Source organism: Bradyrhizobium uaiense, from assembly GCF_010811875.1.
In the GTDB taxonomy this organism is placed as follows: Bacteria; Pseudomonadota; Alphaproteobacteria; order Rhizobiales; family Xanthobacteraceae; genus Bradyrhizobium; species Bradyrhizobium uaiense.
In genome coordinates, this window is sequence record NZ_VKHP01000358.1 from 1 (window position 1) to 7,447 (window position 7,447).

The 7,447-nt window shown below is 65.6% G+C and carries 10 protein-coding genes; 4 read left to right on the forward strand and 6 right to left on the reverse strand.

Annotated features, from left to right (window positions below; all coding sequences use genetic code 11):
• Positions 1 to 88 precede the first annotated feature (88 nt).
• On the reverse strand, positions 89 to 637 hold the full coding sequence (locus tag FNJ47_RS43450; protein ID WP_163162582.1) for a hypothetical protein: 549 nt from the start codon (positions 635 to 637) through the stop codon (positions 89 to 91).
• Positions 638 to 699: 62 nt separating this feature from the next.
• Between FNJ47_RS43450 and FNJ47_RS43455 the strand changes: the two genes are divergently transcribed.
• Positions 700 to 1,461, forward strand: a complete 762-nt coding sequence (locus tag FNJ47_RS43455) for an SOS response-associated peptidase (protein ID WP_163162584.1) — start codon at positions 700 to 702, stop codon at positions 1,459 to 1,461.
• 192 nt (positions 1,462 to 1,653) lie between these two features.
• Here the strand turns inward: FNJ47_RS43455 and FNJ47_RS43460 are convergent, their stop codons facing one another.
• From FNJ47_RS43460 to FNJ47_RS43470, 3 genes are read right to left on the reverse strand one after another with little or no spacing between them, the layout of a single operon-like run.
• Entirely contained in the window at positions 1,654 to 2,040 is a 387-nt protein-coding gene (locus tag FNJ47_RS43460) for a RidA family protein (RefSeq protein ID WP_163162586.1), read from the reverse strand.
• 4 nt (positions 2,041 to 2,044) lie between these two features.
• Positions 2,045 to 2,524 carry a DUF6691 family protein gene (locus FNJ47_RS43465; RefSeq protein WP_163162588.1) on the reverse strand — a complete coding sequence of 160 codons (480 nt, stop codon included), beginning with the start codon at positions 2,522 to 2,524 and terminating at the stop codon, positions 2,045 to 2,047.
• Between the two features lie 2 nt (positions 2,525 to 2,526).
• Positions 2,527 to 2,952, reverse strand: a complete 426-nt coding sequence (locus FNJ47_RS43470; RefSeq protein ID WP_163162590.1) for a YeeE/YedE family protein — start codon at positions 2,950 to 2,952, stop codon at positions 2,527 to 2,529.
• A 214-nt stretch (positions 2,953 to 3,166) separates the two neighbouring features.
• Between FNJ47_RS43470 and FNJ47_RS43475 the strand changes: the two genes are divergently transcribed.
• Positions 3,167 to 3,601: a hypothetical protein gene (locus tag FNJ47_RS43475; RefSeq protein ID WP_163162592.1), complete on the forward strand. Its 435-nt coding sequence runs from the start codon at positions 3,167 to 3,169 to the stop codon at positions 3,599 to 3,601.
• A 147-nt stretch (positions 3,602 to 3,748) separates the two neighbouring features.
• On the opposite strand, the gene FNJ47_RS43480 is transcribed toward FNJ47_RS43475, so the two are convergent.
• Positions 3,749 to 4,267: a mismatch-specific DNA-glycosylase gene (locus FNJ47_RS43480; protein WP_175068498.1), complete on the reverse strand. Its 519-nt coding sequence runs from the start codon at positions 4,265 to 4,267 to the stop codon at positions 3,749 to 3,751.
• 48 nt (positions 4,268 to 4,315) lie between these two features.
• Between FNJ47_RS43480 and FNJ47_RS43485 the strand changes: the two genes are divergently transcribed.
• Entirely contained in the window at positions 4,316 to 4,861 is a 546-nt protein-coding gene (locus FNJ47_RS43485) for an HD domain-containing protein (protein ID WP_163162594.1), read from the forward strand.
• 246 nt (positions 4,862 to 5,107) lie between these two features.
• Here the strand turns inward: FNJ47_RS43485 and FNJ47_RS43490 are convergent, their stop codons facing one another.
• Positions 5,108 to 5,503, reverse strand: coding sequence for a hypothetical protein (locus tag FNJ47_RS43490; protein ID WP_163162596.1), 396 nt, complete (start codon positions 5,501 to 5,503; stop codon positions 5,108 to 5,110).
• Between the two features lie 155 nt (positions 5,504 to 5,658).
• On the opposite strand from FNJ47_RS43490, the gene FNJ47_RS43495 reads away from it, so the two are divergent.
• Positions 5,659 to 7,329: a flavin-containing monooxygenase gene (locus FNJ47_RS43495; protein WP_163162598.1), complete on the forward strand. Its 1,671-nt coding sequence runs from the start codon at positions 5,659 to 5,661 to the stop codon at positions 7,327 to 7,329.
• Positions 7,330 to 7,447 lie beyond the last annotated feature (118 nt).

Sequence of the window (7,447 nt, forward strand, 5' to 3'; positions counted from 1 at the left end):
GCGGTGTGGCGCCGCCGCACCGCCCCCCCCTGCCGTACGGGAGCGTCCCGTCTGCCTGGGAGCGTTGCGGGTGGGTCGGGCGGTCGGGCTAGGTCGAGGGCGCGCCCCCTGTCTCCGCCCAACCCTCCCCTATCTCCCAGGCGCCCGCCATGATGCTGCCGCCATCGGCCTCGGCGGCGCCGTTGATGATGCCGGCGATCTGCATCACCAGCGGCTTGACCCAGACGATGGCCTGCTCAGCGAGCGCGACCCGGCTCTTGTCCTGCTGCAACTGCCGCATCGCGGCGCCGACCTCGGTCAGGATCCTGGTCATGCTGTCGGTGAGCTGGTCGAATTCGGCCCGGATACCGGCGTTCGCGGTCTCATAGGACTCGATCGCGAGGTCGCGTGCCCTAAAGTTGGACGCGGTGAAATGCTCGGCATAGGACAGCGGCTGCCATTCCAGGAAATCGTCGGCGCATTCCGGCAGGTCCGGCACCATCTCCAGCAACATGATGGCTTCGTTGAAATGATTGAGGTAGTCGGTCGCAAGCCCGGTGCGGGGATTGATGTTGGCGGCGCGCAACTGCGCCGCCCGCGCCTCGTCGGGATACGTCGGTCGCGGGGAAGAGCCCGCTATGGCGGCCGTTGAGGTCATTGATCGCAGTCTTTAACGGTCCAAGTTAAGGCTGAATAAACGGATACCACCCGGGACAGGATATGTGCGGACGCTTTGTCATTACCTCGCCGCCGGCGGCCTTGCGAGAGATGTTCGGCTATATCGAGCAGCCGAATTTTCCGCCGCGGTATAATGTTGCGCCCACCCAGCCGATCCCGGTCGTGCTGCTGCAGAATGGCGGCCGGCATTTTCAACTGATGCGCTGGGGCCTGATCCCGTCCTGGGTCAAGGACCCACGGACGTTCTCGCTGCTGATCAACGCCCGCTCCGAGACGGTGCGCGAGAAGCCGGCCTTCAAGAACGCGATCAAGCGGCGCCGCGCACTGATCCCGGCCGACGGCTATTACGAATGGCAGGATGCCGGCGGCCGCAAGCGGCCGTTCTTCATCCATCGCCGCGACGGCCACCCGCTCGCCTTCGCAGCGCTTGCCGAGACCTGGATGGGACCGAACGGCGAGGAGCAGGATACGGTGGCGATCGTCACCGCACCGGCGAGCCCCGATCTCGCGCAACTGCATCACCGCGTGCCCGTCACGATCAGGCCCGAGCAATTCGCGCGCTGGCTCGACTGCCTGCCCAACGATGTCGACGACGTGATGCCGATGCTGAAAGGGCCCGATGTCGGCGAGTTCGCCTGGCACCAGGTGACGATGCGCGTCAATGCCGTCGCCAACGACGATGAACAATTGCTGCTGCCGATGACCGCGGAACAGATCGCGGCGGAGGACGCGCCGGCGGCGAAGAAAGCCGCGCCGCGCAAGACGCCGGTGCGGGAGGATGACGGGCAGGGGTCGTTGTTTTGAGGGACTGATTGAAGCCGCGCGCTGCGCGCTGCGGATAAGCGCAGGTATCTCCACATCGTCGTCCTGGCGAAAGCCAGGACCCATAACCACCGCATTTGATTGTGAACGGGATCGTGGCCCAGCGTCGCGCAACAATTGCGACTTGGGGTAATGGGTCCTGGCTTTCGCTAGGACGACGATGAGAGTGCGGGATCACCCCTTCACTGATGCCACGCCCTCGATCTCGATCAGCATCTTCGGATTGGGCAGCGCCACGACGACGCAGGTGGTGCGCGCGGGATAGGGGGCGGGCCCGAACGCGCCGGCATAGAGCGCGTTCATGGTGGCGACGTCGCCGGCGCGGGTCAGCAGCACGTTGACCTTGACGAGATCGCGCATCGTCGCGCCCGCCTCGTTCAGCACGCGCTTGAAATTGGTCACGACATTGGCGAACTGCGCCTCGAAGCCGTCGGGCAGCTCGCGGTTGGCATCGAAGCCGGGAATGCCCGAGATGAACAGCAAATCGCCGACGCGGGCGCCGAACGAGAGTGGCGGCGCCTGGATGCCGGGCGGAGGAGGGAAGTGCTTGATTGTGGTCATGGGATCACCCGTCTGCGCGAGATGGAAGTGGAGAGGATTCGATGGCGCGTGGCGCTGCCGCGCGCCGGCGCCAGAGATTCTTGTCGAAGAGATTCTGGCCGATCATGCCTGCCAGCATCGCAACGACGAACACCACGATCGGCAGTGAGAGCCCGGCGAGATTGACCAATGCGGGGCCGGGGCAGATGCCGACCAGGCCCCAGCCGATGCCGAACAGGATTGCGCCGCCAACGAGCGGCGTATCGATATCGTTGCGATCGGGCCAGAGGAAGCGCGCCGAAAACGCAGGTGCGGCGCGCCGCCGCGCGATCGCAAAGCCTGTTGCTGCGACCGCGACGGCGCCGGCCATCACGAAGGCAAGCGTCGCATCCCAGGCGCCGAACAGATCGAGGAAGCCGAGCACCTTTTGCGGATCGGTCATGCCGGAGATCAGAAGGCCCGCGCCGAAGATCAGGCCGCAGACGAAGCTTGCAAGCGCGGGCATGGCTAGCCTCCGATCACGTGTCTGACGATGGCAACCGTTACGATCGCCGCCGTCATGAAGATGAACGTCGCCACGATCGAGCGGCCGGACAGCCGCGCGAAGCCGCAGACGCCGTGGCCCGAGGTGCAGCCATTGCCCATGCGGGTGCCGAATCCGACCAGCACGCCCGCGATTGCGACCACCACCAGGCTCGCATTCATCGCCGGCCGCGGCAGCGGCGCGCCGAACAGCGCCGCAACCAGGGGCGCCGCGATCAGCCCGGCGATGAACGCAATGCGCCATCTGCGGTCGGCGGTATCGGGCTGGAGCAGCCCGCCGACGATGCCGGTGACCCCAGCGATTCGCCCGGTCAGCAGCATCAAGAGCGCCGCGGCGAGCCCGATCAGCGCGCCGCCGGCAAAGCCGGAAAGTGGGGTGAAATCGTGCATTGATGCAGGTCCCTGTTGCGCAAACTCCTCAGCGATCCGGCAAAGCGGTGGGCGCGCATGCGCCAGCGGTCGCGCGGCTGCACGGGCGATGATAGACTTCGTGAGATCAGGAACAAGCGCTATCCCGCATGGCCTGCGAGCACCGCAACGGTGTCGCCCATCGGCTGGATTGCCGCGATTTGTTTCTCGCCTCACTTCGTCCGGAGAACTCCCCATGAGATTTTCATCCGCCGCCCGCGCCGTGCTGTTTGCGCTGGCGCTGCTCACCGGATCGTCCGCCGCGCTGGCTGACGAGGGCGCGGTGACGCTGGTCATCTTCAAGGGCGGCTGGATCTTCGGCGGCTCCGCCGGCAAGGGCGTCCTGACCTTCCACGGCCAGACCTACGGGCTCACCGCCGGCGGGCTGGATTATGGCCTGGTGTTCGGCGGCTCCCAGACCACGTTGCAGGGCCGGGTGCGCAACATCCGCCGCGCCCAGGATATCGCCGGCGTCTATGCTGCGGCGGGCGTGGGCGTCGCGCTCGGCGCCGGCATGCGCGGCATCCTCTTGACCAACCAGAACGGCGCGGTGCTCGAATTGAGCGGCAAGCAGATCGGCCTGATGGCCAATGTCGATCTCAGCGGATTGGCGATCACGCTGAAGGAGTAGCGGGCGCCGCTTCGTCATTCCGGGGCTCGCGGAGCGAGAGCGCGGAATCCATTCATCCACTAGCTGTGCAGCCCAATGGATTCCGGGCTCGCGCTAAGAAGCGCGCCCCGGAATGACGGAGAAGTCTGCCCCGTTCCATCCGGATGTCTACGTTATCCACTCGGCCAGCTCACGCCACGGCTGCAACGTCCAGTGCCCGGATGCTGCGCCAGACGGCGACGGCAGCACGAACACGTCAGGAAAACCATTGATGTGCGGCTGCCGGCCGAGCGCAAGCGCGCTGGTCGGTCTGTCGTAAAACAGGCTCGCCGCCTTCTTGCTGGTGAAGGCGATCGTCTTCGGCTGCACCGTTTTGATCTTCGCCCTGAAGCCCGCGACATCGAACGAGCCGCGCGCAATCTCATGATCCATCCCGGCGCCGGTCTTGGAGAGATCGGTGAAGCCGATGCCGAGTTCGAGCAGCGCTGCGAACTCATCCGGCCGATAGCGCCGCGGCGTAATGCCGGCCTCATGCAGCGCGCGCCAGAAGCGGTTGCCGGGATGCGCGTAATAGTGCCCGACCGCGGCCGAGCGCGTGCTCGCCGCAGTGCCGACGAACACCAGGCGCAGATTTGCGCGGAGCTGGTCGGGGAGGCGGTGAAGGTTCGTGTCACGCAGGTCGCTCATCCGGGTGACTGCCTACCATTTCCGCCGCGCTCGTTCTATCATTCGGCGATGAATCGCGATGAATTGGCCGCCGCCTACGCGGCGCCCGGCCGCCACTATCACAACCTCGCGCATATCGAGGACTGCCTCGCGGCGCTCGCGCGTATCGACGGCCTTTCCGCCGCCGAGCGCGAGATTCTGTCGGAAGCGATCTGGTGGCACGATGTGGTCTATGACGCGACCCGGCCGGACAATGAAGAGCGCAGCGCGCAGCTCGCCGAGCAGCATGTCCGAGCCGACATCGCTCATGAGGTCGGCCGCCTGATCCGTTTGACGAAGACGCACGACGTCCAGGCCGATGATCGCCTCGGCGCGATCCTGATCTCGATCGACCTCAGCATCCTCGGCGCCGAGCCCGCGCGCTACGATGCCTACGCGGCGGAGATCCGGCAGGAGTTCATCCATGTCGGCGACGCCGATTACCGCGCCGGCCGCGCCAAAGTGCTTCGCCACTTTGCCGCACGCAAGGTGATCTTCCCCGATGCCGGCTTTGCGGTGACCTACGACCGCCGCGCCCGCGACAACCTCGCGCGTGAGCTTGCGGCGCTGGGCTGAGGGCTGGGGTGAGGGCTCTCACCGCATATGGCCTGCCTGCGCAGGGGCGCATTGCCAAAATATCGAAAACAACCCCATGCACAGTAGCCGATGGCGTGCCGGCATTCGACATGGCAACTTGACATGTCGGGCAACTCAGCGGCATTATTCTATTATTCCGAAGTTGCGCCGGCGCGCCTCACCTTGCCGCACGCGGGGCAAGGTGAGGCGGAGTCCGCGGCTCGATTCCCCTAATCCCATCACGCGCTACCGCACCGGCTCCTTGATCTCGTCTTCGGCCGCAACCGATTGCGCCGGCCCAGTCGAACGCACCATCAAGAACCGTCCCGAGAACGCAGTCCCTCTGATGCTCCAGCGGCCGTCGATCTCGGTCGCGTCGGCATTGACAGCGCCCTCATAGTGAACCGTGCCATAGCCATGCCCGGGCGGCTCGTAGCGCTTCACGAACGACACCGAACTGCCGGATCGATGACCTGCCAGCGAGGCGTTGTGCGTGCCGATCGGGCAACCGGGCACTACGCAAGGCTCGGTCACGCTGCCGCCGAGCGCGCCGCCGGCATCGATCAGCGTCGCCAGGAACGTGACCATGCCGCTCGGCTGAACGTAGCTGCCGTCCCAGACGCCGGTGAGATTGTCGGTCATGCTGCTCGTCCGGATTGCGCGGGTTGAATGGCAGTGATCGATGTGGCGCTTGCAGCGCCTCAACGCAAGTCGCGCGCGCTGCGGCGCGGTTGCCTGATCCGGCAAAACGGTCTGTAATCCCATCAAACAGATCAAGAAGAATTTTGGAGCAAGCCATGACGGGAGAGGCGAAAACCCATTACGAGGTGATCGTGGTCGGCGCCGGCGTCGCGGGCATCTACCAGATCAAGCGGCTGGCCGATCTCGGCATCGACGCCACCGTGCTGGAAGCCGCGCCCGATCTCGGCGGCACCTGGTACTGGAACCGCTATCCCGGCTGTCGTTTCGACTCGGAGAGCTACACCTACGGCTTCTCGTTCTCGCGCGAGCTGCTCGACGAGTGGCACTGGAAGGAGCGCTTCTCGGGCCAGCCCGAGAATCTGCGCTATCTCAACTACGTCGCCGACAAGTTCGACCTGCGCAGGCACATGCAGTTCAACTGCAAGGTCGAGACCATGCAGTTCGACGAGGCGCGCGATCTCTGGCAATTGAAGCTCAGTGACGGCCGCGAGCTGACCTGCCGCTTCGTGGTGCTCGCGATCGGGCTGCTGTCCGCGCCGACCATGCCGCGCGTGCCCGGAGTCGAGGACTTCAAGGGCCGTTCGTTCCACACCTATTACTGGCCGCACGAGCCGGTCGATCTAACGGCTAAGAAAGTCGCGGTGATCGGTACCGGCGCGACCGGCATCCAGGTGATCGGCGAGATCGCCGACAAGGTGGGCGAGCTCACGGTGTTCCAGCGCCGGCCGAACTGGAGCGCGCCGCTCAACAACTCTGCGATCTCGGAAGAAGAGATGGCCGACATCCGCGCCCGCTACGACGAGATCTTCGCCGCCTGCGCGCTGACGCCGGGCAGCTTTGTCCACGGCCCCGACAAGCGCGGCTTCTACGAGGTGAGCCGCGAGGAACGGCTTAAGCTGTGGGACAAGCTCTACGACGAGCCCGGCTTCGGCATCTGGCTCGCGAACTTCCGCGAGATTTTTATGGATGAGGCCGCCAATGCCGAGCTGTCCGAATACATCGCAGGCCGCATCCGCCAGCGTGTGAATGATCCCAAGGTCGCCGAAAAACTGATCCCGCGGGATCACGGTTTTGGCGTGCAGCGCCTGCCGCTGGAGACCCGGTATTTCGAGGCCTACAACCGCGACAATGTGCAGCTCGTCGATCTCTCCGAGACGCCGCTGGTGCAGATCACCGAGACCGGCCTGCGCACCACGGCGCGCGACTACGACTTCGACATCATCGTCTACGCCACCGGCTTCGACGCCATCACCGGCGCCTATGATTTGATCGATGTCCGCGGCATCGGCGGCGAGCGCCTCGCCGACAAATGGAAGCAGGCGCCGTCGACCTTCCTCGGCATGCTCGTGCACGGCTTCCCGAACCTGCTGATGCCGACCGGCCCGCAAAGCGCGTCGGCTTCGACGAACTTCCCGCGCGGCATCGAGAACGGCGTCAACTGGTGCACCAATCTCCTGCAATACATGTGGGACCGTGGCCTGACCCGCGCCGACGCGACGCTGGAGGCGCAGCAGCGCTGGACCGCGCATGTCGTCAAGATGTACGAGATCATGCTGATGCGCAAAGCCAAGGGCTGGTTCACCGGCTACAACTCCAACGTCCCCGGCCACGAAGAGGGCACCGTCCGCTACTTCGTCTACAACGGCGGCACGCCGAAGTTTCTGGGGATCATCAACGGCGTTGCGGAGAAGGGGTATCAGGAGATTGCGTTTGGGGCGGGGGCGGGGGGGAGCGGGGGAGCGGGGGGTGTTGGGGGGGCGGGATAGCATAGCCCGCGTGAGCGGAGCGGGGTGCGGGGGGGGGCGGGAAAACCGGGTGGCGCGTACGTCGTCCCCGGGGCACGGTGGCCAGATACGCGTCGGGGGCGATTCGGGCGGCGCGGAC

Bases quoted from the DNA above. Each gene is read 5' to 3' on its own strand.
- FNJ47_RS43450 (WP_163162582.1), bottom strand. From the start codon at position 637: ATGACCTCAACGGCCGCCATAGCGGGCTCTTCCCCGCGACCGACGTAT.
- FNJ47_RS43455 (WP_163162584.1), top strand. From the start codon at position 700: ATGTGCGGACGCTTTGTCATTACCTCGCCGCCGGCGGCCTTGCGAGAG.
- FNJ47_RS43460 (WP_163162586.1), bottom strand. From the start codon at position 2,040: ATGACCACAATCAAGCACTTCCCTCCTCCGCCCGGCATCCAGGCGCCG.
- FNJ47_RS43465 (WP_163162588.1), bottom strand. From the start codon at position 2,524: ATGCCCGCGCTTGCAAGCTTCGTCTGCGGCCTGATCTTCGGCGCGGGC.
- FNJ47_RS43470 (WP_163162590.1), bottom strand. From the start codon at position 2,952: ATGCACGATTTCACCCCACTTTCCGGCTTTGCCGGCGGCGCGCTGATC.
- FNJ47_RS43475 (WP_163162592.1), top strand. From the start codon at position 3,167: ATGAGATTTTCATCCGCCGCCCGCGCCGTGCTGTTTGCGCTGGCGCTG.
- FNJ47_RS43480 (WP_175068498.1), bottom strand. From the start codon at position 4,267: ATGAGCGACCTGCGTGACACGAACCTTCACCGCCTCCCCGACCAGCTC.
- FNJ47_RS43485 (WP_163162594.1), top strand. From the start codon at position 4,316: ATGAATCGCGATGAATTGGCCGCCGCCTACGCGGCGCCCGGCCGCCAC.
- FNJ47_RS43490 (WP_163162596.1), bottom strand. From the start codon at position 5,503: ATGACCGACAATCTCACCGGCGTCTGGGACGGCAGCTACGTTCAGCCG.
- FNJ47_RS43495 (WP_163162598.1), top strand. From the start codon at position 5,659: ATGACGGGAGAGGCGAAAACCCATTACGAGGTGATCGTGGTCGGCGCC.